The sequence below is a fragment of the Anaerococcus sp. NML200574 genome (assembly GCF_026131665.1).
GTDB classification, from domain to species: domain Bacteria; phylum Bacillota; class Clostridia; order Tissierellales; family Peptoniphilaceae; genus Anaerococcus; species Anaerococcus kampingae.
This window is the reverse complement of the sequence record NZ_JAMXSM010000015.1, coordinates 1-25,308: the sequence shown is the minus strand read 5'-3', so window position 1 is coordinate 25,308 and position 25,308 is coordinate 1. Positions and strand designations below refer to the sequence as shown.

General features: G+C 34.7%; 24 protein-coding genes and 1 rRNA gene. 22 read left to right on the top strand and 3 right to left on the bottom strand.

The window, feature by feature from the left end; all coding sequences use genetic code 11:
- Positions 1–6: 6 nt before the first annotated feature.
- From NH286_RS07130 to NH286_RS07115, 4 genes are read left to right on the top strand one after another with little or no spacing between them, the layout of a single operon-like run.
- A complete protein-coding gene (locus NH286_RS07130) occupies positions 7–990 on the top strand; it encodes an aspartate-semialdehyde dehydrogenase (RefSeq protein WP_265237869.1) in 984 nt (327 codons plus the stop codon).
- Positions 990–1,871, top strand: coding sequence for a 4-hydroxy-tetrahydrodipicolinate synthase (gene dapA / locus NH286_RS07125; RefSeq protein WP_106460777.1), 882 nt, complete (start codon positions 990–992; stop codon positions 1,869–1,871). The genes NH286_RS07130 and dapA overlap by 1 nt, the downstream gene beginning before the upstream one ends.
- Positions 1,865–2,626 carry a 4-hydroxy-tetrahydrodipicolinate reductase gene (gene dapB / locus NH286_RS07120; RefSeq protein WP_106460776.1) on the top strand — a complete coding sequence of 254 codons (762 nt, stop codon included), beginning with the start codon at positions 1,865–1,867 and terminating at the stop codon, positions 2,624–2,626. Before dapA ends, dapB begins: the two co-directional genes overlap by 7 nt.
- Positions 2,619–3,572 carry a diaminopimelate dehydrogenase gene (locus NH286_RS07115; RefSeq protein ID WP_265237868.1) on the top strand — a complete coding sequence of 318 codons (954 nt, stop codon included), beginning with the start codon at positions 2,619–2,621 and terminating at the stop codon, positions 3,570–3,572. Before dapB ends, NH286_RS07115 begins: the two co-directional genes overlap by 8 nt.
- Here the strand turns inward: NH286_RS07115 and NH286_RS07110 are convergent.
- Together NH286_RS07110 and NH286_RS07105 are read right to left on the bottom strand one after the other, a co-directional pair.
- Entirely contained in the window at positions 3,565–4,236 is a 672-nt protein-coding gene (locus NH286_RS07110; RefSeq protein WP_234025838.1) for a hypothetical protein, read from the bottom strand. The genes NH286_RS07115 and NH286_RS07110 overlap by 8 nt on opposite strands.
- Positions 4,227–4,685, bottom strand: a complete 459-nt coding sequence (locus tag NH286_RS07105; protein WP_265237867.1) for an aminoacyl-tRNA deacylase — start codon at positions 4,683–4,685, stop codon at positions 4,227–4,229. The genes NH286_RS07110 and NH286_RS07105 overlap by 10 nt, the downstream gene beginning before the upstream one ends.
- Before the next feature lie 100 nt (positions 4,686–4,785).
- Between NH286_RS07105 and NH286_RS07100 the strand changes: the two genes are divergently transcribed.
- From NH286_RS07100 to NH286_RS07020, 17 genes are all read left to right on the top strand, one after another.
- Complete coding sequence (locus NH286_RS07100; RefSeq protein WP_265237866.1) at positions 4,786–5,523, top strand: hypothetical protein; 738 nt, start codon at positions 4,786–4,788, stop codon at positions 5,521–5,523.
- A 47-nt stretch (positions 5,524–5,570) separates the two neighbouring features.
- Entirely contained in the window at positions 5,571–6,074 is a 504-nt protein-coding gene (locus tag NH286_RS07095) for a DUF1836 domain-containing protein (RefSeq protein WP_265237864.1), read from the top strand.
- A complete protein-coding gene (locus tag NH286_RS07090) occupies positions 6,074–6,928 on the top strand; it encodes a DegV family protein (RefSeq protein WP_265237862.1) in 855 nt (284 codons plus the stop codon). The genes NH286_RS07095 and NH286_RS07090 overlap by 1 nt, the downstream gene beginning before the upstream one ends.
- Before the next feature lie 256 nt (positions 6,929–7,184).
- Complete coding sequence (locus NH286_RS07085; RefSeq protein ID WP_265237860.1) at positions 7,185–7,619, top strand: MarR family winged helix-turn-helix transcriptional regulator; 435 nt, start codon at positions 7,185–7,187, stop codon at positions 7,617–7,619.
- Positions 7,620–7,631: 12 nt separating this feature from the next.
- Entirely contained in the window at positions 7,632–8,480 is an 849-nt protein-coding gene (locus tag NH286_RS07080; protein ID WP_265237857.1) for a DegV family protein, read from the top strand.
- Positions 8,481–8,603: 123 nt separating this feature from the next.
- The gene (gene infC, locus NH286_RS07075; RefSeq protein ID WP_106460768.1) at positions 8,604–9,173 is read left to right on the top strand and encodes a translation initiation factor IF-3; all 570 of its coding nucleotides are present in this window, start codon (positions 8,604–8,606) and stop codon (positions 9,171–9,173) included.
- Complete coding sequence (gene rpmI, locus NH286_RS07070) at positions 9,163–9,360, top strand: 50S ribosomal protein L35 (RefSeq protein WP_106460767.1); 198 nt, start codon at positions 9,163–9,165, stop codon at positions 9,358–9,360. The genes infC and rpmI overlap by 11 nt, the downstream gene beginning before the upstream one ends.
- 10 nt (positions 9,361–9,370) lie before the next feature.
- Positions 9,371–9,724 (top strand): 50S ribosomal protein L20, encoded by a 354-nt coding sequence (gene rplT, locus NH286_RS07065; RefSeq protein WP_265237854.1) that lies wholly within the window; start codon positions 9,371–9,373, stop codon positions 9,722–9,724.
- Positions 9,724–10,443 (top strand): TrmH family RNA methyltransferase, encoded by a 720-nt coding sequence (locus NH286_RS07060; RefSeq protein WP_265237852.1) that lies wholly within the window; start codon positions 9,724–9,726, stop codon positions 10,441–10,443. Before rplT ends, NH286_RS07060 begins: the two co-directional genes overlap by 1 nt.
- Positions 10,444–10,670: 227 nt before the next feature.
- Complete coding sequence (gene pheS, locus NH286_RS07055) at positions 10,671–11,693, top strand: phenylalanine--tRNA ligase subunit alpha (protein ID WP_265237850.1); 1,023 nt, start codon at positions 10,671–10,673, stop codon at positions 11,691–11,693.
- An 8-nt stretch (positions 11,694–11,701) separates the two neighbouring features.
- Positions 11,702–14,089: a phenylalanine--tRNA ligase subunit beta gene (pheT, locus tag NH286_RS07050; protein ID WP_265237848.1), complete on the top strand. Its 2,388-nt coding sequence runs from the start codon at positions 11,702–11,704 to the stop codon at positions 14,087–14,089.
- A gap of 9 nt (positions 14,090–14,098) precedes the next feature.
- Positions 14,099–14,590 (top strand): cell division protein ZapA, encoded by a 492-nt coding sequence (locus tag NH286_RS07045; RefSeq protein WP_265237846.1) that lies wholly within the window; start codon positions 14,099–14,101, stop codon positions 14,588–14,590.
- A complete protein-coding gene (locus NH286_RS07040; RefSeq protein ID WP_265237844.1) occupies positions 14,590–16,800 on the top strand; it encodes a peptidase U32 family protein in 2,211 nt (736 codons plus the stop codon). The genes NH286_RS07045 and NH286_RS07040 overlap by 1 nt, the downstream gene beginning before the upstream one ends.
- Positions 16,800–19,145 (top strand): endonuclease MutS2, encoded by a 2,346-nt coding sequence (locus NH286_RS07035; protein ID WP_265237842.1) that lies wholly within the window; start codon positions 16,800–16,802, stop codon positions 19,143–19,145. Before NH286_RS07040 ends, NH286_RS07035 begins: the two co-directional genes overlap by 1 nt.
- 8 nt (positions 19,146–19,153) lie before the next feature.
- Complete coding sequence (gene argS / locus NH286_RS07030) at positions 19,154–20,851, top strand: arginine--tRNA ligase (protein ID WP_265237840.1); 1,698 nt, start codon at positions 19,154–19,156, stop codon at positions 20,849–20,851.
- A gap of 1 nt (position 20,852) precedes the next feature.
- On the top strand, positions 20,853–21,560 hold the full coding sequence (locus NH286_RS07025; protein ID WP_265237838.1) for a hypothetical protein: 708 nt from the start codon (positions 20,853–20,855) through the stop codon (positions 21,558–21,560).
- A complete protein-coding gene (locus NH286_RS07020; protein ID WP_265237836.1) occupies positions 21,553–22,647 on the top strand; it encodes a tetratricopeptide repeat protein in 1,095 nt (364 codons plus the stop codon). Before NH286_RS07025 ends, NH286_RS07020 begins: the two co-directional genes overlap by 8 nt.
- A 45-nt stretch (positions 22,648–22,692) precedes the next feature.
- On the opposite strand, the gene NH286_RS07015 is transcribed toward NH286_RS07020, so the two are convergent.
- Positions 22,693–24,477 carry a homoserine O-acetyltransferase/O-succinyltransferase family protein gene (locus tag NH286_RS07015; RefSeq protein ID WP_265237834.1) on the bottom strand — a complete coding sequence of 595 codons (1,785 nt, stop codon included), beginning with the start codon at positions 24,475–24,477 and terminating at the stop codon, positions 22,693–22,695.
- Between the two features lie 721 nt (positions 24,478–25,198).
- Between NH286_RS07015 and NH286_RS07010 the strand changes: the two genes are divergently transcribed.
- A 16S ribosomal RNA gene (locus tag NH286_RS07010) occupies positions 25,199–25,308 on the top strand; the annotation flags it as partial.

Sequence of the window (25,308 nt, the reverse complement as noted above, 5' to 3'; positions counted from 1 at the left end):
AAAATAATGAGAAAAGTAAATGTAGCGGTAGTTGGTGCAAGTGGCTTAGTTGGTAGAAAGATTAGGGAAATCCTTGAAGAAAGGAATTTCCCAGTAGAAAAACTCTTTGCCTTCGCTTCCAAAAAATCAGCAGGAACAAAAATTGAATACGCAGGTAGGGAAGTAATAATTGAAGAGCTCAAAGAAGACTCCTTTGATGGCAGGGGAATCGATATAGCCCTATTTGCAGCAGGTGGATCAGTTTCTGAAAAATACATACCACTTGCAATCAAAAACAATATAAAAGTCGTAGATAACTCTTCATTTTTCAGGATGGACAAAAATGTACCATTGGTAATTCCTGAGGTAAATTCTGATGATATCAAGGAAGATGATATGCTAATAGCAAACCCAAATTGTTCTACAATCCAATCAGTCCTTGCTATTTCAAAAATTCACAAAGATTTTGGAATTGAAAGAATAATCTATAACACCTACCAAGCCGTATCCGGTGGTGGGGAAAGGGCCCTTGAAGACCTCTATGAAAAGAAAAATGACCACTGGAAATATAAGATTTATGACAATGTTCTACCTCAAATCGATGTATTTTTAGATAATGGCTACACCAAAGAAGAGATGAAAATGATCGATGAAACTAGGAAAATCCTAGATGATCAGGATCTAAAAATCACAGCTACAGCCATAAGGGTACCTGTAAGCAATTCTCACGGTGTATCAATTAACCTTAAACTTAAAAAAGACTTCACTCTTGATGAGATTAGACAGACAATCAAAGCTACACCAGGAGTAATTTTAGAAGATGATATCAAAGAAGAAATCTACCCAATGCCAGCCTTTGTTTCAGGCAAGGACGAAGTTTTTGTGGGTAGGATTAGAGAAGATTATTCTTGTGAAAGATCTCTAAACCTATGGACAGTTGCCGATAATATTAGAAAGGGAGCTGCTCTAAATGCAATAGAGATATCTGAACTTTTAGTGGAGGATATGTGATGATATTTACAGGCTCTGCAGTAGCGGTAATAACGCCATTTGATGAAAATTTTGATGTGGATTATAAGGCCTATGACAAAATCTTAGACTTTCATCTAGAAAATTCTACTGATGCCCTAGTTGTGTGCGGAACCACTGGTGAAGCCACAACTATGACAGAAGATGAGAAGATAAGACTAATTAAATATACGGTAGAAAAAATTGATGGAAGGATGCCGATAATTGCGGGCACAGGTTCAAATGACACCTACTCTACGGCAGCCTTTAGCAAAAAGGTCGGCAAAATAGAAGGAGTGGATGGCTTGCTAGTAGTGACTCCTTACTATAATAAGGCCACAAAAGAAGGCCTTTACGAGCACTTTGCCTATATAGCAAAGAATTCGTCTAAGCCAATTATTCTTTATAATGTTCCGTCAAGGACAAATGTAAATATCGACCTTGATACTACATTAAGGCTTGCGCAAATTGAAAATATAGTTGGAATAAAGGATGCTACAGGAGATTTAGCTTATACAGCGAAGCTTTTAGCCCATAAGCCAAAAGACTTTGCGGTCTATTCAGGAAATGATGACTTGACCTTGCCAATGCTTGCCCTAGGTATAGATGGATCAATATCGGTACTTGCAAATATTTTACCAAAAGAAAACCACGAAATTTACGAACTTTTTAAGGCTGGACAAACTGACCATGCAACTAAGCTTCATCTAAAATACATAGATCTAATAAAAGATTTATTTATAGAAGTAAATCCAGTTCCAGTTAAGGCTGCAGCAGCAATGATGGGCCTTTGCCAAAATACTCTTAGACTACCTTTAACACCTGCAAATACCAACACAGAAGTGATTTTAAAAGAAAAATTAAAGGAGTTTGGCCTATGTTAAATATTTTATTAGTAGGTGCCAAGGGAGCCATGGGAAGGACCTTAGCAGAAGTGGTAAGGGAAAATGATAATTATAAGATTATTGCCGGAATAGATAAGGATTGTGATGGGGGCAGCGACTTTCCAATCTATGATGATTTTTCAAAAGTAGAAGCAAAGGCGGATGTCATAATAGATTTTTCAAATAGGGCTCTCCTAGATGATATTATTTCTTATGCAAGTTCTAGGGAAATTCCTGTAATCTTTGCTACAACAGGCTATACAGACGAAGACTTGGCAAAAATTAATGGTCTTTCAGCTAAAATAGCCTTTATGCAAGAGGGGAATTATTCCCTTGGCATAAATATTATGCTAGAAGCTGCAAGGCTTTTAGCCAAGGGCCTAAGTGACTTTGACATAGAAATAGTAGAAAGTCACCACAACAAGAAAAAAGACAACCCATCAGGCACGGCCAATATGATCTTCGATGCTGTAAATTCTGCAAAAGATAATAAGCTTAACAAGGTCATGAGAGCTATGACCCATGATGATGAAAGAAAGCCTACAGATGTTGGTATTTTATCAGTAAGGGCTGGAACAATTGTAGGTGAGCATAGGCTAATATTTGCTGGAGTCGATGAGGTCTTAGAAGTAAAACACCAGGCAGGGTCTAAAAAAATCTTTGCCATAGGGGCTCTTAAGGCCGCAAGCTTCATAGCTGGAAAGAATCCGGGAAGATATGATTTTAAAGATGTAATAAGAGGTATTGATGATTAAGATAGGAATAGTTGGTTACGGGAATTTAGGAAAATCAGTAGAAAAAGCAATAAAAGAAAGCCTTGACATGGATCTTGTGAAGATATTTTCGAGGAGAAAATTAGACCACGAATCTTATGAGTCTTTAGATAATATTTTAGCTTATAAGGAAGATGTTGATCTTTTAATCCTTTGCGGGTCATCAGATAAGGACATTATGGCCCAAGGTCCGAAGCTTTTAGAAAATTTCAATACCCTAGATTCTTTTGATAATCACGCAAAGATTAAAGAATATTATCATATAATGGATGAAATAGGCAAGAAAGCTAATAAGCTTGCCTTAATTTCTACAGGTTGGGACCCAGGACTATTTTCTATCCAAAGGCTAATAGGCCAGGCAATCCTCCCACAAGGTGCAACTTATACATTTTGGGGCAAGGGCGTAAGCCAAGGCCATTCAGCTGCTTGCAGGGCAATTGATGGGGTAATAGATGCCACCCAATACACCATACCAAGGGATGCAGTCCTAGAAAGAGTTAGAAAAGGTGAGCAAATTGAATTTGACCCTCACAAGGCTCACTTAAGAGAGGTTTTTGTAGTTGCTGAAGAAAATGCTGATAAGGGCAAAATCGAAGAGGCCATAAAGACCATGCCAGATTATTTTGTAGGATATGAAACTATAGTTCACTTTATAAGCGAAGAAGAATTAAATAAAGACCACAAAGAAATAGTCCATGGTGGTTATGTATTTAGAAATGGAATGGCTTCAGGATCTACTAGGTCTGTAATAGAATTTAGCCTAGATTTAAAAAACAACCCAGACTTTACAGCAGCTTGTGATATAGCCTACGCTAGGGCGGCTTATGCTCTAAAAAAAGAAGGCAAAAAAGGTGCTATCACTGTCTTAGATGTAGCACCAAAATATTTATCTTTTAAGTCTTATGAAGATTTGATAGATTCTATTTAAGATTTCTTGGAGTCTTTAAATTACTTGCTAGCTTATAAATAGGCAAGAGATATTTAAAGGCTCCTGGATTTTTTTCTTTAATAAATGAGATTAGATCAAGCATCCAAACCACCACATATTTGCTTAGGTAAAAGGCCTGGATACCATTAGCAAGGATTGACCTTCTGCCATTTATGACGATATCATCCCTTATTTCTTTAAAATAAGCCAAAAGCTCCTTCCTATTATCATCATTTATAATAAGTTCATTAATAAGGCAGGCAAGGCTTGGTAGATATTTTTCATCAAGGTCATTAAAGGAAAAATAAATAAGGCCACTCTCAGATAAGTAAATATCATCTTCCGACCTATCATCTTTAAAATATTGGGACTTTTGGAAATTTTTAAAAAAATGTGGATAAAGTCCAAATTCATAGGAAGAATTTGCTATAGAATCCTTTAGATACTCAAGTTCATAAGCCCCATTATCAAAAGAAGCGATGAAAATTGGAGAAAGAATGGCAAGGAGCCTTAATTTTTCATTATTTTCATCATTTGAAAAAGAAATCCTAAAGGCAGATGACTTTTGGCTTTTATTTACGCTTATCTCTATGGGATTAAGGGAATAATCAGAGCCAAATTCAAATCTTTCAATCCTTTCTCCTGTAAATTTTTCTAGGAACATTGGATTAAATCGGCATACTTGCCAGAGCTTGCATTTATTAAATCATCTGGCTTTAGCTTAAGGCTGTGACCAACCTTGCCTGCAGATACTTTTATAAATTCAAGGTCTTTGGCCTTCTTGTCAATAAAGACTGGGAAATTTTTCTTAAGAGCAAGGGGAGTAGTGGCTCCTCTTTCATAGCCCACGGTATTTTTTAAATCCTTAAGATGAAGCATAGAAAGGGACTTGACACCAATTTCCTTAGCAGCCTTCTTAAAGTCTATTTCATCTCCTCCATTTATGACAAGGATGTATATATCACCATTTTTAGACTCGCAAGCTAGGGTCTTAAAGACTGTTGCTATGTCAGTTCCATTTTCTGCTGCTAAATCAGTTGCAGAAACAAATTCGTGGTCTAATTCATAGTCTATATGTTCATAGGGTATTTTTTTCTTATCTAAAAATCTCATTGCATTTGTTTTAATTTCTTTTTTGATAATAATCACCTCAGAAGAATTATACTTTAAATATATAAAAAATGGGTATAAATTTCTATATGAAGGAGTTAAGATGAGCGAAAAAGTTTATGCAAATTATATATATGATTCCTGCTATAGCTTGGAATATGGAGATTTATTCCTTGTATTTGATTATGCAAGGGGTATCTTAGATATACCAGAAACAAAACATAGCTTGTTTTTTGTGACGAAGAATGATGAAAATTCTTATACAACAGAGATTTTCAACCTAGCCAAGCTTAAATCTATAAACTATGTCCTTAGCGAATCTGTAAGGGACCTTAAATATCAGGATAATATAATCTATTTAAATAAGGATGAGCTTGGCATGAAAGACCTTAAAGATTTATATAATAAGGAAGATGTCAAACTGGTAAAAGATCATGATTTTTTAAATTTCAAGCTGGCAGATAAAAACATTAGGATCAGATGCTTTAGTATAGATAAGTCTAGCCTTGCTTATTTAATAAGAATAGACTCTTTGGTTATCTTTTATGGGGGGAATATTAATTTAGATGAGATAGATGAATCCTCTTATCTTGACTTATTAGATATTTTAGAAGAAGAAAAAATTGATATAATTTTCTTGCCGATATATCCTTTGGATGAAAAATCTTTTGCTTATTTGGACACCTTAGTGAAAGTTTCTGAAAGCCAGATATTTTTTCCTACTAAGATTGGTGGGAGAGAAGCTATAAGCAAAGAGTTTAAAGAAAAATATAATAATAATGAGTTAGATATAAGACAGATAAGAAAGCTAAACGAAGAAATCGAAATAGAAGTTGACTGAATGCTTATTTAGTTCTAAAGCTAGGTGAAGTATAATAAGGAAAAAAGATGGAAAAAATAAGAAGATTAGCAAGTATAGAATTGCCTAATTGGGGTGAAATTCCAAGTTATGGCCTATATAAAGGAGAGCTTCTTGACTATCTAAAAGAGGCCCTAAGTCCTTTGTGTGTGGTAGATAGAAATGTAATTACATCATCTATGATAAATAACTATGTTAAATTAGATTACATAGAAAAACCTGTCAATAAAAAATACATGAGATCGACTATTGCACAGCTCATAGTTATAACAATTTTTAAGCAGGTAATTAGTATTGAGGATATAGTAAAGGGAATTGAGATAGAAATCGAAAATTTCGCCTTTAAAGAGTCTTACCAAGACTTTGTAGGTATATTTACCTGCGCTAAAAAGGATTTTCTAAATACAAATAAGAACTTAAATATTAAGGTGAATTTCAAAGAACATCGTGACAAGGTTTGGTATTACCTTGCTGCCTCCTTATTTACAAAACTATATACAAAAATAAGCATAGATGAGAGCGAGGAGAAATAATGGAAAGAATTGCAATATTGGTAGACTCAGCTGGAGATTTGCCTTTAGAATTAATAGAAAAAGAGGGGTTTTACCTATTACCCTTATATGTAAATTTAGATGGTAAATTTTTAAGGGATAGGCTAGATATAAGTCCAGATGAATTTTATGATTGGGTAAGATCAAAGGAAACACTACCCAAAACATCCATGCCATCGCCAGGAGATATCCATACTCTTTTGGAGAAAATTAGGGATGATGGCTATGATAAGCTTATAGCTATAAGCATAGGAAGTAAGTATTCAGGCACATTCAATGCCTTAAATCTTGCAGAAATTGAAGGGCTTGATATCTTTGCCTTAAACACTGGTAACTTAACCTTAGCAGAAGGTCTATTTGCCATTTATGCCAAAAAGTTAATAGAAGATGGCAAAGCTTTTGCGGAAATAAAAGATATATTATCAGCAAAAATTTACGATTCTAAGGTATTTTTTACCATAGATTCCTTTAAATATATAGTCGCTGGCGGTAGGGTTCCAAAATCATTTGCAAAGATTGGTGATGCCTTATCAGTAAAGCCAATAGTTAAAACAAGCCAACCAGAAGGTGGTTTTGAAATAGTAAAAATTGTCAGAGGAGAGAAAAAGGTCTTTAGGCAATTAGAAAAAATTGCTGATCAGTACCTTGCAAATGCCAAAGACTATTACATGTTTATTTGTCATGGAGGCTATGAAGAAGGCCTAGTAAGGCTTAGAGATTTGCTCAAAGATTATATAGACAGGGCAAGCTTGTATATAGAAGAACAAATCTCTCCTACTCTTGGTGCAAATACAGGACCAGGCTTATTTGGTTTTGGTTTTTTCATCCTTGATTAGAAAAGAATAAAAAATCGTCCTACAATTAGAGATTTCATATATGCATGTCTAAAACTTGCTTATGATTTTTTCTAAGAGAGGACGATTTATTTTAAATTTTATCTAGTTATCAAAACTAGATAAAGATTGAAATAGCTATGTATTAGCGATAATAGGCTGAGATAAGGGATAGAATATTTGCCTTTTTTCGAATTTTATAAGATAATAGTTATTAAAGATATATTCTAAATTATAAAAAATACAAAAGAGGGTCTAGATGAAAAAAACTGTTCTTGAAGACATAATAACAATGGCAAATATTAATTTTTATACCAAAATCTATTCTGGTTTTGAAAAAAGAGAAGCCACCCTTACCTATACAGAGTCGATGGTTGTTAATATAATCGATTCGCTCGAAAAACCAACTGTAAATGAGCTAGTAAAAATTTTAGGAATTTCCCAACCAAATATCTCTTACAAAATAAATACTCTCGTATCAAAGGGGTATGTAGAAAAAGTACAATCTAAAGAAGATGGAAGGGAATTTATCCTAAGGCTAACTGATAGGTTTAAAACATACAAGAAGATAGCCTTCTCAAGCATAAGCGAAGTTATGGATAGACTTGAAGAAAAGTTAAGTAAAGAAGATATGGAAAATATCTATAATTCACTTGACCTAATCAAAGCTGAGATGAAAAATATAAATGATTAAATGGGGACAAAAGTGGAAAAAATTGCAATACTAACAGATTCAACATCTGACTTAATAGATAAATATAAAAATAAAGACCATATTTTCATCTTGCCTCTTTATGTGAATATAGATGGTTCTTATCTAAAAGATGGGATAGAAATAACAAGCGATGAGGTAGTCGAGTTTAATAAAAATAATCCAGATAATCTCGCTAAATCAAGTGCTCCATCACCAGGTGATTGTGCCCATATTATAGAAGGAATAAGAGCAAAAGGTTATAAAAAGATAATAATAATTTCAGTATCATCTAAGCTTTCTACCACACATAATGTCTTTAATCACGTCCTAGATGATGATATGTATCTTTTAGATTCTAGGAGCGCTTCCCTAATGGAGTCACTGTTAGTAAATTATGCAGATGACCTTATAAATGAAGGCCTATCATTTGAAGAAATTTGTACTAGACTAGATCAGATTAGAGATGAAAAGGCAGCCTATATTTGGGTTGATACTTTAGAAAATTTAGTAAAGGGCGGAAGGATATCAGCTCCACTTGGCAAGGCAGTTAAATTTTTAAATATCAAGCCAATGCTAAAGGTAGCAAGTGAAGGAAAAGTTGACCTAGTAAAATTAAGAGTAAAGGAAGATAAGGCAATTGACCAAGTCATCAAAAAAGTAAGGTCAGACCTTGAGGGAGTAAAGGAATATTACCTGGGCCTAGGTTTTGGAGGAGATAAAAGTCTTCTTGAAAAGATTGAAGATAAGGCAAGTGATTTGATAAAGAGTGCTAAAGCTTATCATAAAAATACCTTTGGATCTGTATTAAGAGTCTACTCAGGAGAAAAGGCCTTTGCCTTATTCTATATTAGAATCAAATAAATTTGACAAAGGAATAATAAAGTAGTATTATTTATACGTAAACAAGAAAGAAGTACCCAAACTCACCTACCGACTTTGTTTGTAGGTTAATAGATTTATTATTAGAATTTATGCGGGTACTTTGTGCCCGCTTTTTTTATACAATACATTGGAGGTATAACTATAAAAGATTTAAGAATCAATGATGAAATTAGAGCTAGTCAAGTAAGACTAATCGATGATCAAGGAAACCAAATAGGAATAGTTTCTCTTAGAGATGCCCAAGATATGGCAGATGAAAAGAGACTTGACCTAGTACTAATGAGTCCAAACGCAAAACCACCTGTAACAAGGATAATGGACTATGGTAAGTTTAAATATGATCAAGAGAAAAAAGATAAAGAGAATAGAAAAAAACAAAAAAATGCTCAACTTAAAGAGACAAGATTCTCTTTAAATATCGAGGATAACGACTTGCAAACTAAGGCAAATCAGACAAAAAAATTCTTAAACAACGGGGATAAAGTAAAAGTTTCTATTAGATTCCGTGGTAGGGAATTAGGCAGGAAAGAACCTGGCTATGACTTAATGGAGAAGTTCAATGGTATGCTAGATGGTTGCGGCAAGATTGACAAAAAGCCTAAAATGGAAGGCAGATCACTTGTTATGTTTCTAGAACCAAATGATGAAAAAGGAGAAAATAATGGCAAATAAAATGAAAACAAAAAGGGCAGCTGCTAAAAGATTTAAAGTAACAGGCTCTGGCAAAGTTATGAGAAGAAAGGCTTACAAAGGCCACTTAACAGCTAAGAAATCACCAAATAGAAAAAGAAGACTAAGAAAAGGTACACTAGTTTCAGCTTCAGAAGCTAAGAATGTAAAAAGATTAATCGGTGCATAGGAGGATATAGATGGCAAGAGTTAAAAGAGCAGTAAATGCAAAGAAAAGACATAAAAAAGTATTAAAACAAGCAAAGGGTTATTACGGTTCCAAAAGCCTTCTATTCAAGACAGCTAACCAAGCTGTAATGAAATCTCTATCATATGCATACATTGGTAGAAAACACAGAAAAAGAGATTTCAGAAAACTATGGATCGCAAGAATCAACGCAGCAGCAAGAATCAATGGCACAAGCTATTCAAAACTTATGGGCAATCTTAAAAAAGCAAACATCAACATCAACAGAAAGATGCTTGCTGAAATGGCAGTAAATGCTCCAGAAGAATTTACAAAATTAGTAGAGTTAGCTAACAAAGAAGCTTAATGATAATAAAGTCGGTATCAAATCAAAACTACAAGCTTATAAACAGGCTTAAGAATAAAAAATATCGAGAAAAAGAAAATTTATTTATAATAGAATCTAGGAAATTAGTAGATGAGGCAATAAGCTCATCTGCTAATATAGATTTTATTTTTTTAAGAAGTGATGTATCTTATGAGACAAATCTAAAAAGTCTTGTTTTTGATAAGGCACTTTTTAATAAATTAACCATGCTTAAATCTTCTGATGGCATAGGGGCAGTCATAAGAAAGCCTGTGCCAAAAAAGATATCAAGTAAAAAGGTTCTACTTTTAGACTCTATCAACGATCCAGGCAATATCGGCACCATGATAAGATCTGCAGAAGCCTTTGGCTTTAACGATATAATCCTAAGTCCTGATTGTGTTGATATCTACAATGAAAAAGCCCTCAGGGCATCCATGGGATCAGTCTTTAGGCTAAATATAGTGAAACTTACTTATGATGAAATAGCAAACTTTAAGGATAGCTATAAATTCTTGGCAGCAGATATGTCAGGCCTAGATATAAGAGAATATAAAAGTGATTCTAATATAATCCTTGCCATAGGCAATGAAGCAAATGGCTTAGGGAAGGAAGTAAGAAGTCTAACAGACACTTTTGTAAAAATCCCAATGGAAGGAGATATAGAATCTTTGAATGCAGCTATTGCTGCTAGTATAATAATGAATAGACTAATGTAATGATTCGGAAAGACTTTAATTATTCTTATACAGCAAAAAAGGGATGTTGAGAGCCTTTTAAGTCACGATTAGGGTATTCACCGATGAACATCAAGATGAAATAATAGTAGTTGCGACGTAGACTTATCGTTAAAGTTAAGAGTGGATTTTTTATAAAAATCAATTAAGGTGGTACCGCAGTATATATCTGTCCTTTGTAGGGCGGATTTTTTTTATTTGGAGGAAAAATGGAAGCAAATTTAAAACAAGTTCTAGAAAATGCTAAGGTCGAAGTAGAAAATGCAGATAATCTAGAAACTCTTGAAAGTCTAAGGGTAAAATACCTTGGTAAAAAAGGAACAATAACAGATCTTAAAAAATCTATAGCAAAATTACCAAATGAGGAAAAACCTCAAGCAGGTAAATTAATTAACCAAGCCAGCAAGGAAATAGAAAATCTTTTGGCAGAGGCTAATGAAAAGATTAAAAATGAACTATTAAAAGAAAAAATCAAAGAAGAAAAAATAGATGTAACAGCTCATTTTGATAAATATGAGTCAGGCCATCTAGCAGTTATAAACCAAACCATGGAAGAGCTTGAAACAATTTTTCAAAACATGGGCTTTGATGTGGTAGGAGGACCTGAAGTTGATACAGTGAAATTTGTATTTGATGACCTAAATAGTCCTAAAAACCACCCAGCAAGATCTACATCTGATACCTTTTATATAGATGATGAAGTTTTACTTCGCCCTCATACTTCTAGTATGCAAATTAGGGTCATGAATGAAGGAAAATTACCAATCAAGATGGTATCAGCAGGCAGAGTTTTCAGAAATGATGAAGTTGATGCAACACATTCACCAATGTTCCACCAATTAGAGTGCCTAGTTGTAGATGAAAATGTCTCAATGGCAAACTTAAAGGCAACTCTTGAGACCTTTATTCACGAAATGTTTGGCGATGAGATGAAGCTAAGATATAGACCTCACCACTTCCCATTCACAGAACCATCACTTGAGGTAGATGTAACTTGTCCAGCTTGTATGGGTAAGGGATGTCCTGCTTGTGGTAATACTGGTTGGTCAATGGAATTATTAGGTGGGGGCATGGTTCACCCAAATGTCCTAGAGGCTTGTGGGATTGATAGCGAAAAATACACAGGTTTCGCCTTCGGTCTTGGAGTAGACAGGATTGCCATGGTCAAATATGGCCTAGATGACATCAGACTACTTTACGATAATGACAAGAGATTTATAGAACAGTTTTAGGAGGAAGTATGTTAGTACCTTTAATTTGGCAAAAAGAATATATAGATATAGATAAAGATTTAAAGAGGGTCACAGACAGGCTTTCTGAAACTGGTTCTCACGTAGAAGAAGTTACAATCCACACATCTGGCCTTGAAGGCATTGTGGTAGGCCATGTTATTGACCAAAAAGACCATCCAGATGCTGATAGACTTAGGGTTTTGACCATAGATGTTGGGAAAAACGAACCAATCACAATTATAACCAATGCAAAAAATACAAAAGTAGGTGACTACCTTCCAGTAATCACATCTGGTACAAAGATGGACAATGGAGTTCTTATCGAAGATCACGACTTTTTTGGGATTGTAAGCGAAGGTATGCTTACAGCCTATTCTGAGCTTGGCTATGATGATTCTGTAATTCCTAAAGAATTAAGAGAAGGTGTAATTGTTTTAGCTGGCGAATTTAAACCAGGAACACCAGCAGCAGAAGTTTTATATTCAAATACTCCTGTAATAGAATATGAAATCACACCAAATAGGTCTGACTGCCTATCAATCATGGGTATGGCAAGAGAAACAGCGGCAAGCTTTGGCGAAAAAATCACCTATCCAAGCCTAGAATATAAAGACAATGGCGAGGATGTCAAAGCTTATGCAAATGGAATTAGCATAGAAAGTGATTCTTGCCTAAGATATACAGCCAGGGTTGTAAAAAATGTAAAGATAGGAAAATCTCCTCAATGGCTACAAAATTGTCTAATGCTTGCAGGAGTTAGACCTATAAACAATATAGTAGACATAACAAACTTCGTCATGCTTGAAACAGGTCAACCACTCCATGCCTATGACCTTGATAAGCTAGCTGATAAGAAAATTATAGTTAGAGATGCAAAAGAAGGCGAAATAATCAAGACTCTTGACGATACAGAAAGAAAACTTGACCCTTCAATGTTAGTCATAGCTGATGGCAAAGAAGCAATTGGCATAGCAGGTATAATGGGAGGTTTTGATTCTGAAATAACAGATGAAACTACAAATATCCTCCTAGAAGCAGCAAGCTTTGATGCAGACAATATTAGAGATACTTCTAAGAAATTAAACCTAAGAAGTGAAGCAAGCTCAAGATTTGAAAAGGGTGTTGCCATTGAAATGGCAGATATAGCTTCTAAAAGAGTTATGAAACTCATAGAAGATTTAGGAATCGGTGAGATTGTAGGATCTTCATATGATGAAGGTGAGAAAGAAACAGGTAATCCTGTCGTTAAGCTTAGAATATCAAGACTTAATATGCTAACAGGTGTTGACTTTACTAAGGAAGAAGCAATCAGAAACTTAGAGCTTTTGGAATTTGAAGTTAAAGATATTGACGAAGATACTCTTGAGGTCAAAGCTCCATACTTTAGAAATGATATAACAATAGAAGCAGACCTAATCGAAGAAGTTGTAAGACTTTACGGCATGGGCAAGATTGAGTCTAAGCCACTAGTTTCTTCTCTTAAAAAGGGCGAGAGATCTTCTCTAAGACTTCTAAAGGATGATTTAAAACACAAACTTGTCGGCCAAAAATTCTCAGAACTTGCAACCTATTCTTTCATCTCGCCAAGAGAATACGACAGACTAGGCATCGAAAAGGATTCAAAGCTTAGAGACTATATCAGCCTAATAAATCCACTTGGTGAAGATTTCTCTGTAATGAGGACAACTCAAATTGCCAATATGCTTGATGTTATTGCTAAAAATATCAAGTACGGCCAAAAAGACATGAGGTTTTTCGAACTTGATAGGACTTTTGAGAAAACAAGTGATAAACTTCCAAAAGAAAACCTAACCCTAACAATGGGCCTATATGGGGATTATTCTTTCTATGATATGAAAGATTTCTTCACAGAAGCAATGAGAAATACAGGCTTTACTGGATTTGAATATGTGGCTAATGAAGATACCTACGCCTTCCACCAAGGTAGGTGCGCGGATATATTATTTGATGGCAAAAAAATAGGTATCATGGGTGAGATTTCTTATGAAGTAAGAGATGAGTATAATATAAGCAAGGGAGCTATTGTTTTAGAGATAAACCTAGACCTTATCAAAGACTCTAGAGTTGTAAATAAAAAATACAAGCCAATTGCAAAATTCCCAGCCATTGAAAGAGACTATTCATTTGTAACAGACAAAAACCTTGAAAGCAAGCTAATAGAAGATACAATGAATGATCACGGCAGGGGTTTGATTTCAAAAATCGAACTATTTGATATCTACACAGGCAAGGGTGTGGATGATGATAAAAAATCAGTATCTTACAGGGTTTGGTACAGGTCAAATGAAAGAACCCTACAAGAAAAAGATATCAAAGATGTAGAAGAAAATATCTTAAAAGACCTTGCTGATAAAGATATAGTATTAAGAGCATAGGAGATAAGTGTGAGCGAAATAAGACTTGAAGTTAAAATCGATGGAGTAAAATATCCGCTTGTTACTAAAGAATCAAAAGAAAATATTGAAAATATAGCAGCTTATGTGGACAAAAAAATTCAGGACGTCAAGTCTAATAAGCTCACTTTTGATAGGCAGCTAGTCCTAGCCTGCCTAAACATTGCGGATGAATATATGAAAGATAAAGAATCTTTCAAAAAATTCTACGAAGAAAACAAGGAAGCCATAAATGAATACCCATCCTTAAAAGAAGACCATGACAATTTTAAGAATGAATATGGATCTTATAAGGAAAAGTATGACCAGGCAGCTGCAGAAAATACAGAACTTAAAGCACTTTTGCAAGATAAGGATAAGAAAATCCTAGAGCTTAGCAAGGAAGAGACAGATTCTAAAAAGCTTAGGGATAAGATGAAGACTTTGCAGAAACAAGTCATGGACTTGACAAAGGAAAATGAACTATTGAAGGGAAAACTTTGATGAAAAAAGCAGAAATCTTAGCACCAGTTGGTAATATAGATATGCTTTATGCAGGCCTTGCAGCAGGGGCAGATAGTTTCTATCTGGCCCTTGATGACTTTGGGGCAAGAGCCTATGCCGAAAACTTTAACCTGGATAATATAGAAGAAATAATTGATTATATACATTTATTTGATAAAAAGGTCTTTGTAACCATGAATACCCTTATCAAGGATTCTGAGATGGATAAGGCTCTTTACTATGCCCAAAAATTATATGAATATGGGGTAGACGGGCTTTTGATCCAAGATATTGGTTTTTATTCTATCATCAAAGACCAAGTCCCAGGACTTGACCTACACGCCTCAACTCAGATGGCTGTCAGAGACTATCACGGGGCCAAGGCCCTCATGGATATGGGTTTTAAGAGAATTGTCATAGCCCGTGAGACTCCTATAGAAGAAATTAGAAAAATAGCCAAACTTCCTTGTGAAAAGGAAGTTTTTGTCCATGGGTCCCTTTGCGTATCCTACTCTGGGGAATGTCTGATGAGCTCATATTTTGGAGAAAGATCAGCCAACAGGGGCAGGTGTGCAGGACCATGTAGGTTAAAATACGACCTAATTTCTGATGGCAAGGTCTTGGCAAATGATTATTTCTTAAATATGAAAGACTTAAATGTCCTTGATAATATTGACGAACTTTTGGACTTATCCATAGACTGCCTAAAAATTGAAGGCAGGATGAAGTCGCCTGAATATGTCTACACAAGTGTGAGGGCCTATAAGGAAAAAATTGAAAAAGCATCCTATAATAGAGAAAAGCTAAGGGATATTTCCAATAGGGGCTATACCAAGGGCTTTATCTTTGGGCAAAAATCTGATTATATCTTAAGAGAAGCTGATAATAAACACAGGTCTGTGGGAAGGGTTGAGATTTACCAAAATAAAAAATCCTTCCTAGCAAAATCTGACCTTCATAAGGGCGATAATCTAGAAGTACAAACTGAAAGAGGAAAGAAGCTTCCTCTTACAATCACAGAAGAGATAAAAAAGGGCGGAAGATTCATCCTTGATAAGTATAGGGATGCCAAAGTAGGATCAGATATCCTCATGTTAAATGCTGAGTCCATCAAGGATGACTTGGCAAAGGGCCTTGAAAGATATAAAAATCTGGGCCTTGACCTATATTTTAAGGCAAGCTTAAATGAAAAAGCTAGTCTAAAATTAGTCTATAAAGATTACCAGGTAGAGGTCTTTTCAGAAGAGTTTATCGAGCCTAGCCAAAAAATAGCCATAGATGAGTCTTCAATACGAGAAAACCTTGATAGGTTTAAGGATGAGATCTTTAAGGCAAATACTATAAATATTGAAATAGACGATAATATCTTCATCAGGAAAAAGACCATCAATAAGCTTAGAAGAGATGCCATAAGAGCTCTAAGTCATAAGATTGGGGGAGCCTATAAGAGAGAAAAGATAGAAATTAAAAAGCCATCTCTTAAAAATCTTTCAAATCAAAAACCAGAAATAAATCTAGAATTAATGACAAATGACATAAGCCCAGATTTTATAAAGGGATTTGACAATCTTTATATTAAAGAATACGACTCAAAATATAAGGATTTTTCTCTTTATTTAGATTTGGATTCTCACTGGGATTATGAGATAGATGATCTTATTTCCTATATAAAGGGAAATTTTATAAGAGGAGTAATCTTTAATTCCTATAGGGATTTTGACTTTATAGAAAGATTTAAGAAAGAAGATATTAAGATAAGGATAGGCAGATATTTAAATGTCCTTAATTCTTACGCCTTTGATTTTTACTCAGGCTTTGCAGAAAAAATTGAATCATCTGTAGAAAATCAACTAGAAATTATAAATAAAAATGCCAAAGCCTATGACATTGAGGCCTTGGTCTTTGGCAGGATTGAGCTGATGAATATGGTCCATTGTCCATTTTCTACAATCAAAAAATGCGGCCTAAGGGGTTGTGAAAGCTGTAAGTTTAGTAAAGGAGAGATGAAATCTGCTAATAATGATAGGATGCTAACTATAAGGCGTGATGGCCTTACAAAAATCTATCCTTACAGGCTAGCTAGCTTTGATGAATCTTTATTAGATACTAACTTATCAATGCTTGTGTCAGTTTTTTCAGATGAGGACCTCTTAGCCTACCAGAATAAAATTAAGACAGATAAGTTAAATTACGAAAGAGGAGTTATTTAGTGCAGAAAAAAAGTTTAGAAGTATTAGAATACCCAAAAATTTTAGAAAGACTTGCAAAAATGGCTCGTTCTTCTATTACAAAAGATAAAATATTAAATTTAAATCCATCTACAGATATAGACTATTTGAAAGATGAACTAGAAAAAACTGCCGCCATGGCCAAGATTATTTCAAGAAATGGAAATATAGATATTTTTGGCCTTTATGATTTTACAGAAATTATTGGCTATGTAAGACGAAATGGTATCCTTGAGCCGGCTGATTTGCTTAAGGTATTAAGTCTTTTAAGAGTTAGTGAATACCTCAAAGATTATGGAAAAAATATCGAAGATACCTATCTTTTAGATATCTTTGATAGGATATCAACTAATGAATTTCTAAAGGATGAGATAGATAGGTCTATTATTAATGAAGAAGAAATTGCAGACAATGCCTCAAGAGAACTATTAAATATCAGAAGGTCCAAGGCTAGGAAAGAATCTGAAATCAAGAACAAACTCAATTCCTATGTGACATCTCCTCGATATGAAGATGCCCTTCAAGATAAGGTGGTATCTGTAAGGGATGGTAGGTATGTAGTTCCGATTAAGACTAATAAGAGAGCTGTAATAAATGGCATTGTCCACGATAAGTCAGCTTCGGGCAACACTCTTTTCATAGAGCCTGCTGCCATTGTCGAGCTTAACAACCAATACAAGGATCTAGAGCTTAAGGAAGAGGCTGAAATTAGGAGAATCCTTGATAGGCTATCAAGATTTACAGAAAAATTTGATCAAGAAATCCTAGAAAATCAAAAGCTCATAGGAAGGATTGACTTTTTACAAGCCAAGGCTAAGTTCGGTCTAGAAAATGATTATTCTATACCAAGATTAAATGACCAGAAGATTATAAATATCAAACAGGCTCGTCATCCACTTCTTCCAGGGCGTGTTGTTCCAATAGATGTGGCAATTGGAGGGGACTACACAACTCTTATAATAACAGGACCAAACACAGGTGGAAAAACAGTAAGTTTAAAAACCGTCGGCCTTATAAGCCTTATGGCTCAAACTGGCCTCTTTATACCTGCCGAGGAAGGGTCTATGGTAAATGTCTTTGACGATATTTTTCTAGATATAGGAGATAAACAGTCAATAGAGATGAGTCTATCAACATTTTCAGCATCCCTTACCAATATTGTAGATATATTAAATAAGGTGACTTCCAATTCCTTGGTTTTATTAGATGAGATTGGTTCAGGAACAGATCCTATAGAAGGGGCTGCCCTTGCCATTTCAATCCTTTCCAGCCTAACAGAAAACGAGGTCATGACCTTTGCTACAACCCACTATAGCGAGCTTAAATACTATGCCATGGAAAATGATAGGGTAATGAATGCTTCTGTAGAATTTGATGTAGAAACCCTATCTCCAACCTACAAACTAGAGATAGGTACACCTGGAAAATCAAATGCCTTTGAGATTTCAAAACGCCTTGGTCTTTCAGAAAAAATCCTAACTAAGGCCAAATCTTTAATTGGGGAAGATACTCAAAACATAAATAAAATCCTAGAAGAAATCGAAGATGACAAGGCAGAGATAGAGGCTAAAAATAGGCAGATAGAAAATTATAGGAGAGAAATCCAATCTATAAAAGATAAGCTTAGAAATAAGTCCAAAGAGCTTGATAAGCAAAAAGAAGAAATCATCAAAAAGGCAGAAGATGCGGCCAATAAGATTTTAGATAAGGCCAATAAAGAAAGCCAGGCCATGCTCAAAGAAGCCAAGAGAAGCAAAAATGCCAATACATCCGATATAGACAGGTCCCTAAATAAGATTAGAAATAAATACAAGGATTCTTATATAGCAAATGAGGAAGAGGGCTTAAGACTTAAGAAATCTAAGGATATACCAGATGAGCTTAAGGTGGGTGATATGGTAATAGTCGAAGGTCTTGGCCAAGAAGCACAGGTAATCGAGGCACCGGATAGCAAGGGCAATATCAAGCTTCAGATGGGAATTCTAAAGATGGACTCTAACATCAAAAACGTTAGAAAAATTAAGAAGGATAAGCAAACTGAGAAAAACATCGAAAAAGTGTATAGTGTTAAAAAAGCCATGCACATATCAGCTACCCTTGACCTAAGGGGTCAAAGATATGACGAGGCCATGAGAAATGTAGATAAGTACCTTGACGATGCTATGCTTGCAGGCCTATCCCAAGCTAAGATAATCCACGGCAAGGGAACAGGTGCCCTTATCAAGGGAGTGAGCGAGATTTTAAAAACTGACAAGAGAGTTGCTTCTTACAGGTTCGGAGATGACAAAGAAGGCGGTTATGGAGTAACCATAGTCAAGTTTTCCTAGGAGGATAAATGAAAGATTTTAAAGAAATTATTGCAAAAAAATTAGAGGGAGGAGATATTGGTTTAAGCTCTGAAGAAATCAAGAACCTTATCGAAATTCCACCCCAAGAAAATATGGGAGATTATTCCTTTCCGTGCTTCCAACTAGCAAAGACCTTAAGGAAAAATCCAGCCCAAATAGCAGGTGAACTAGTAGATTCGCTTGAAATAGAAGAATTTTCTGAGATAAAAAACATAGGACCTTATATAAATTTTTTCCTAAATAGGGAAAAATTCCAAAATGAAGTCGTAAATACAATTCTAGATAAAAAGGAGGACTTCGGTAAATCTGACATGGGTAAAGGCAAGACTGTAGTTATAGATTTTTCTTCAGTAAATATAGCTAAACCCTTCCACATTGGCCACATCAGATCAACTGTAATAGGCGATGCTCTTAGAAATATCCACGAATTTTTAGGCTATAATACAATTGCTACAAACTATATTGGCGACTATGGTACCCAATTTGGAACCATGATTGCAGCCTACAAGCTTTGGGGTGATGATGATAAATTAAATGCCCACCCAATCCAAGAGCTTTTAAACCTATATGTTCGCTATAATACAGAAGCAAGCGAAAATGAAGAGATGATGGATGTAGCTCGCAAGGAATTTAAAAAACTTGAAGAAGGCGACGAGGAAGCGACCAGACTTTGGTCATGGTTTAAGGAAATTTCCTTCAAAGAATTTGATAGGGTTTATAAGCTTCTAGATATTGACTTTGATAATTACAACGGTGAGTCCTACCATTCAGAATTTATCCCAGAGGTAATCGAGGAATTAAAGGAGAAAAATCTCCTGGTAGAATCAGATGGGGCACAAATTATAGACCTATCTCAATTTGACCTCCCACCATCAATAATAATCAAGTCAAATGGCTCATCTGCTTATGTTACTCGTGATATAGCCACAGCTATAAATAGGAAAAAAGAGTATAACTTTGACGAGAACTTATATGTAGTAGCTACCCAGCAAAATCTACACTTCCAACAATTATTCAAGATTTTAGAACTAATGGGCTATGATTTTGCCAAAGACTGCAAGCACATCCCATTTGGTATGGTAAGCCTAAAAGACCAAACTCTTTCAACCAGAAAGGGCCAGGTGGTATTCTTAGAAGATGTTTTAAATAAGGCAATAGATAAGACCAAAGAAATCATAAAGGATAGGGAAGACACAGTAGATGATGTAGAAGAAACTGCAAGGGTAGTCGGAATCGGAGCTGTTAAATTCCAAGAGCTATATAATAACAGGATAAAGGACTATGTCTTTGATTGGGATGAGGTCTTAAACTTTGATGGCGAAACAGGACCTTATGTACAATACACCTATGCTAGGGCCAAATCTGTCCTTAGAAAGGCAGGCCTAAGTGAAGTAGGAAAGCTTGATATAGAAAAAATCACCAGCGATGATGAATTTAGCCTTGCTAAAAAACTTGCTGGATTTGAAGATGTTGTGATAAAAGCTAAGGAAAAATACGAACCATCCCTAATCACCAGACACCTAACAGACATAGCAAGTAGCTTTAACAAGTTCTACAATTCATCTAAGATAATGGTTGATGATGAAAAATTAAAAGAAGAAAGACTAGCTCTAACCTACGCTACATCAATAGTAATTAAATCAGGTCTAGCAATCTTAGGCATAAAGACTGTGGAGAAGATGTAAGATGGAAAGAATTAAAGACTTCTTCCACACCACTAAAATCGCCTTTAGAGAGACCATCAAAAAGCTAGGCAAATCATATTTTGTCTTAATATTTGTAATGATATCAACAATTTTTGACAATAATGAATTTGGCTTTGGGCCTGTTGGAAGTACAATCGGCGGAATAATCCACTATTTCATAGGGGTAATCATTACATCCTTTATCCTACAAAGCTTGATATCTGTTGTAAAATACGGCAATACAGGCAAAAAGTCTCTAGAAAACTCCATGGGTAATTACTTCATGCCCCTTATAGAAACCATGTTTTGGATGTATATCTTAGATGTTGTAGCAAGCCTTTTATTAGTGAATTTCCCTGTGAGGGTAAATATTATAGTCAGGATTATAATTCAAATCCTCACATCAGCTCTTTATGAGGAGATTTATCTAAATAATAGGTATGGCATAGATGCAATTCGTGAATCTATTGTTTTTGTTAAAAACAATATCCTAAACTACGGCATCTTTAGCTTGCTATTCATAGGATTGGAATTTATATTATCAATATATTTAGGTCTTGGTCAAGCTATGAGCACAAACAAAATCTTTGCCTGCCTGATTATTTCCCTAGTTCACAGCTTCTTTATGCTATTTAGGGGCCATCTGTTTAAATATTTAAACGAACATCCATACAGACAAAGGAAATTCATGAGAGGTTTTGATGACTAAGTTAGATGCATATTTTTATAAATTTCACGACAATTTAGCCTATATAGAACTAAAAGAAGTCGCTAAGCATGAGGATTTATCTGGCTTATCCCTCCCAATTTATATAGAAGATATGAAAGAGGGGATCAAAAGCGGGGACTTTGCCAATAATATAAATTTAGATCTAGTCTTTGAAACTATGATTATAAATCTAGCAATTGACTTTGATTTTGTCTATAAAGATGCCTATGTAAAGGCCTTAAATAATTATATAAAAGACTTAGGAGCCTATTCCACTGATAAGATCGTAAAAGAAGCAAATCCTAACAAGGCCCTACTTCTAGCAAGAGGTTTTTATCTATTGAAAAGAGAAAATAATTTTGCAGCCTATCTCTATGCTAAACTCTTGTGGCCAAAGGCCTACGAAGAGGATAGCGAATATAATGATGATTTTGTAAGAGAGGCTCTAAGGATTTTGCAAAAGGCAATTGGAAAAGACGAAGACTTTGCCATAGGTTTTTATGAGCTAGGCAATATTTACGCAAATCTTGGCGAATATATCAAGGCAAGGTCATATTACAAAAATGCTCTCAGGAAAACCGAGGATGAATTAGCCAAGGAAGAAATTAGAAATAAGATAGAAGCAGTTGACGACAATGCAGAAATAGAGGAAAGCCTCTATTTTATAGGCAAGTCAGATTATAGTAAGGCTGTTGATATTTTATCCAAGCTCTTAAATAAGGTAAAAAGAGCCGACGCTTATTATTATCTAGGTGTGGCCTACCAAAATATGGGCCTATATGAAAACTCAATAATTGCCTTTGAAAATTCTCTAGAATTAAATGCAGATTTTAGGGAACTTTACAATGATTATGCCATAAGCCTATATTTAAATAAAGAAGAAATGGAAGCGATAAAGATCATAAATCAGGGACTTGAAAAATATCCGCAAGACCCAAGGATGACCTATAATAAGATCCAAATCAACCTTGTCTTGGGAAATTTATCCAAGGCTAAGGAAGATATCGAAGAGCTTTTAACCTACGATGACCTAACGGATGAGATAAAAGAAAATCTATCTATTTTAAAAAACCACTATAAATTATAAAATAAAAGCTGGAGCTTGAGAAAATTTGCAAGCTCCAGCTTATTTTTAATCTTTAATAGTAGTGCCTGAGTCGTCAGGATTATTGGTATTTAGGATTTTAATAGTAATATTTTTATTCATAACAGGCCTAATGGCGTCTTCTTGATAGACTCCAGCACCGGACTTAATAATTTTTTGCAAGCCCTTATAATCTAGTTTTTCGATTTTTTGGGCATTCTTATCTCTTTTAGGGTCAGCTGTCATTATACCAGATACGTCAGTCCAGTTTTCATAAACAGAAGAATCAAGGGCAGCGGCAAGAATTGACCCGGTATAATCTGATCCACCCCTCTTAAAAGTTTTAATCTGACCATCCTTACTTCCATAAAAACCAGGAACAACGACCTTCATCCCATCTTTGATTCTGGATCTTATAGTCTTAAAGGTCCTTTCGATATCAATATCCTCACCATCAAAGAAAATTAAATCCTTCGCATCGAAAAAGTCATAGCCTAAAAAATTTGCGAGGATTTTGGCATTTAAGTATTCACCCCTAGATAGGTTGAAATCACGATTTAAGGAAAAGGCAACTTCTGCAAGGCTTTGGTCAATTTCATTTTTAAGGAAATCGTCTAAATTCAAATCATCAATTATTTCATAGAAACGATCCTTAATCTTATCGTTAATTTTGTACTTTTCTTCTCTTTTTATATATATTTCCTTATTGAGTTCTTTAATTTTTTCCTCAAGAGCCCTAATTTGTTCATTAGAATCAGAAATTTTTACCAAAAGATCAGTAACCTTAATATCATAAGGGTCTCGCTTTCCTGGCGCAGACACAACGATGACATTCCTATCATCCTTTCTATTGATAATATCCTTAACTCTTTCAAACTGACCGGCATCAGATAGGGAAGATCCACCAAATTTCGAAACAGATTTTTCTTCAATACTCTCAAGTCTATAAGGTGTATTTTGATAAACAGCATAGTTAATCCAATTTGAGAAAAATAAGGAAGCTGCTGATTTCCAACTCATATTAATCTTATTAGTACCTTCAAAATAATAATTGACCGGTCTATTAGGATTAAGACCTCTTTCTAGATCCCTTAGGTATTCATTATTAAGTGTATCTTTATTATATTCAAGGTGGCCAAGTGAAAAAATAAACCTATTATCGGAACTTGTAGCAAGACAGAGCCCAACTTCTGCAGAAGAAGCAAGGACATCTAAGTCATCAATGTCGTCCAAATCTTTAGGGTCAACTCCTTTATATCGAGAATGGGGAACATTGTATAAGTCATCAAAGCCATCAAGAAGCCTTGAATTGCAGGTTTTAATAAAAGGATAAACTCCACATAGTTTTTCATTAAAAGAAAAGCTATCGACATCATAAAAGTAATTAAGGGCAGCAAGAGAAGCCCAGCAGATAAAAATAGTAGAATAGACATTTTCTCTGGCATAATCAAAAATTTTAGTAAGCTCATCCCAATATTTAATATCCTTATAATCAATATTTTCAATAGGGGCACCAGTAATAATCATGCCATCATACTTGGTATCTTTAATATCATCATAAGACTTGTAAAGCTTATTAAGCCTATTAAGGTCTGCGTGTTTATTTTCATATGTAGTAGTCCTAATAAAATCAACCTCAATTTGAAGGGCATGAGCGGAAATAAGCTTAAGCAAATCAATCTCAGTTTCCTCCTTATTAGGCATAAGATTGACAATAGCAATCTTAAGAGGTCTTATATCTTGGCTGCTAGCCCTCATTGGATTGATAGCAAAAATATTTTCTTCTTGCAAAACCTCTTCTTTAATAAAATCTTCGGATAAAATAACTGGCATAAATCCTCCTATAATAAAAAAAGAGCCTTCGACCAAAGGACGAAGACTCGTGTTACCACCTTATTTTACTATTATCTCACGATAACAGACTTAGTAGGTATCAAACAATACCATCTGCTGTAAGGGGCATACCCCTAGCTGGCTAAAAATTCACCAACTAACAAAAAAGACCATCTTCACTTAAAAGGAATCTACTTATTTCACCACAACTAAGCTCTCTTTAATCATCCTATATAAGCTACTCTTCTTTATATAAGCAATATAAACTTATTAATATATTTAAAAATATATTACCATAAGCAAGCTATAAAGTCAATTTGCAAAGAAAATATAAAAAAATACAAAAAAAATTTGACAAATAGAAAAATAGATGTTATAGTATTAAATGTCGGTGCGACAGGAACTAGTCGCCAAGATAAAAAAATCATAAAAAAATGAAAAAAAGTCTTGACAAGATAAAAAACCTGTGGTACTATATAATAGTCAGCACGATAAATGCTGAGACATGAACCAGAAATGCTAAGGCATTTCATACAAATTAAATATCAATGGTTTTTGTTGCTATTTAAAATAGCAAAACAAAAACTTTAAAGAATAACAACTATAACCTAGTTAAATTTCTTTACAGTAATGATTCTTGATATACAAGAATATAAATCACGCATTTGATTAAGTCAAGTGTAAATGAATAGAGTCTTGATCTAAGACTTTCATACAAATTTTTTATGAGAGTTTGATCCTGGCTCAGGATTAACGCTGGCGGCGTGCATAACACATGCAAGTCGAACGATGAAACTTAATTGATCTCTTCGGAGTGAAATTAAGTGGATT

What these genes read in the sequence shown, in the direction of transcription:
- NH286_RS07130 (WP_265237869.1), top strand. Translation starts at nt 7, where the DNA reads ATGAGAAAAGTAAATGTAGCGGTAGTTGGTGCAAGTGGCTTAGTTGGT.
- dapA (WP_106460777.1), top strand. Translation starts at nt 990, where the DNA reads ATGATATTTACAGGCTCTGCAGTAGCGGTAATAACGCCATTTGATGAA.
- dapB (WP_106460776.1), top strand. Translation starts at nt 1,865, where the DNA reads ATGTTAAATATTTTATTAGTAGGTGCCAAGGGAGCCATGGGAAGGACC.
- NH286_RS07115 (WP_265237868.1), top strand. Translation starts at nt 2,619, where the DNA reads ATGATTAAGATAGGAATAGTTGGTTACGGGAATTTAGGAAAATCAGTA.
- NH286_RS07110 (WP_234025838.1), bottom strand. Translation starts at nt 4,236, where the DNA reads ATGTTCCTAGAAAAATTTACAGGAGAAAGGATTGAAAGATTTGAATTT.
- NH286_RS07105 (WP_265237867.1), bottom strand. Translation starts at nt 4,685, where the DNA reads ATGAGATTTTTAGATAAGAAAAAAATACCCTATGAACATATAGACTAT.
- NH286_RS07100 (WP_265237866.1), top strand. Translation starts at nt 4,786, where the DNA reads ATGAGCGAAAAAGTTTATGCAAATTATATATATGATTCCTGCTATAGC.
- NH286_RS07095 (WP_265237864.1), top strand. Translation starts at nt 5,571, where the DNA reads ATGGAAAAAATAAGAAGATTAGCAAGTATAGAATTGCCTAATTGGGGT.
- NH286_RS07090 (WP_265237862.1), top strand. Translation starts at nt 6,074, where the DNA reads ATGGAAAGAATTGCAATATTGGTAGACTCAGCTGGAGATTTGCCTTTA.
- NH286_RS07085 (WP_265237860.1), top strand. Translation starts at nt 7,185, where the DNA reads ATGAAAAAAACTGTTCTTGAAGACATAATAACAATGGCAAATATTAAT.
- rpmI (WP_106460767.1), top strand. Translation starts at nt 9,163, where the DNA reads ATGGCAAATAAAATGAAAACAAAAAGGGCAGCTGCTAAAAGATTTAAA.
- rplT (WP_265237854.1), top strand. Translation starts at nt 9,371, where the DNA reads ATGGCAAGAGTTAAAAGAGCAGTAAATGCAAAGAAAAGACATAAAAAA.
- NH286_RS07060 (WP_265237852.1), top strand. Translation starts at nt 9,724, where the DNA reads ATGATAATAAAGTCGGTATCAAATCAAAACTACAAGCTTATAAACAGG.
- pheS (WP_265237850.1), top strand. Translation starts at nt 10,671, where the DNA reads ATGGAAGCAAATTTAAAACAAGTTCTAGAAAATGCTAAGGTCGAAGTA.
- pheT (WP_265237848.1), top strand. Translation starts at nt 11,702, where the DNA reads ATGTTAGTACCTTTAATTTGGCAAAAAGAATATATAGATATAGATAAA.
- NH286_RS07040 (WP_265237844.1), top strand. Translation starts at nt 14,590, where the DNA reads ATGAAAAAAGCAGAAATCTTAGCACCAGTTGGTAATATAGATATGCTT.
- argS (WP_265237840.1), top strand. Translation starts at nt 19,154, where the DNA reads ATGAAAGATTTTAAAGAAATTATTGCAAAAAAATTAGAGGGAGGAGAT.
- NH286_RS07025 (WP_265237838.1), top strand. Translation starts at nt 20,853, where the DNA reads ATGGAAAGAATTAAAGACTTCTTCCACACCACTAAAATCGCCTTTAGA.
- NH286_RS07020 (WP_265237836.1), top strand. Translation starts at nt 21,553, where the DNA reads ATGACTAAGTTAGATGCATATTTTTATAAATTTCACGACAATTTAGCC.
- NH286_RS07015 (WP_265237834.1), bottom strand. Translation starts at nt 24,477, where the DNA reads ATGCCAGTTATTTTATCCGAAGATTTTATTAAAGAAGAGGTTTTGCAA.